The following is a 1,037-nucleotide window of genomic DNA, read 5'->3' as shown; positions in this document are numbered from 1 at the left end:
TGGGCGGGTTATGGGATTTCAGACATAGCCCGTATGTTAAATATCCCTGTTTCGACAATTTCCAGTTGGAAAAAACGGGATAAATGGGACAACGCCTCTATCTTTGATCGTGCCAATGCCGGCATTGAGAGCCGTTATATCTTACTGATGCAAAAAGAGGTAAAGTCGGGCTATGACTTTAAAGAATTAGATTTTTTAATGCGCCAGCTTGAAAGAGCGGCTCGTATTCAACGTTACACTCAAGGCGGCAATGAAACCGATCTCAACCCGAAAATTAAAAACCGCAATCCTGCCGACCGTAAAAAGCCGGAACAGAACGCCATTTCCGAAGAACAAGCCGAATTGCTGATCAACGGCTTTCTCAACGGTATGTTCCACTATCAAAAAAAGTGGCACGAAGCCGGATTAAGCCAACGCATTCGACATATTCTCAAAAGTCGTCAAATCGGGGCGACTTATTATTTTGCCCACGAAGCGTTAGTTGATGCGTTAGTAACGGGCAGAAATCAAATCTTTATTTCCGCCAGTAAGAAACAGGCATTGCAGTTCCGTGCTTATATTGTCGCCTATGCGAAAAAAGTCGCCGATGTGGATTTGAAAGGCGAGACAATTACGCTACCCAACGGGGCACAACTGATTTTCCTCGGCACAAACTCAAAAACCGCTCAATCCTATCACGGCAATCTCTATTTTGATGAAATCTTTTGGGTCAATCGCTTTGAAGAAATCCGTAAGGTTGCCGCTGGTATGGCATCACAAAAGCAGTATCGGATCACCTATTTTTCCACGCCGTCCAGTATTACCCATTCCGCCTATCGCCTTTGGTCAGGCAAGCTGTTTAATAAGGGCCGACCGAAAGAGGAACAAGTAGACATTGATATTTCCCACGCGAATTTAAAACAGGGCAAGACTTGTGCGGACGGTCAATGGCGACAAATTGTCAATATCTACGATGCCGAAGCCGGTGGCTGCACATTGTTTGATATTGATCGTCTCAAACTAGAAAACTCTCCCGAAGAATTTGCCCAGCTCTATAT

The 1,037-nt window shown here is 44.8% G+C and carries 1 protein-coding gene; it reads left to right on the top strand.

Going from position 1 to position 1,037, the window contains the following annotated elements:
• Positions 1-1,037, top strand: a 1,037-nt coding sequence (locus RO21_RS11985; RefSeq protein ID WP_047978015.1) for a terminase large subunit domain-containing protein, incomplete at both ends; no start/stop codon positions are given.

The sequence above is a fragment of the Muribacter muris genome (genome assembly GCF_001038205.1).
Lineage (GTDB): Bacteria > Pseudomonadota > Gammaproteobacteria > Enterobacterales > Pasteurellaceae > Muribacter > Muribacter muris.
The sequence above is the reverse complement of the archived record's forward strand: the minus strand, read 5'-3'. Positions and strand labels throughout refer to the sequence as shown.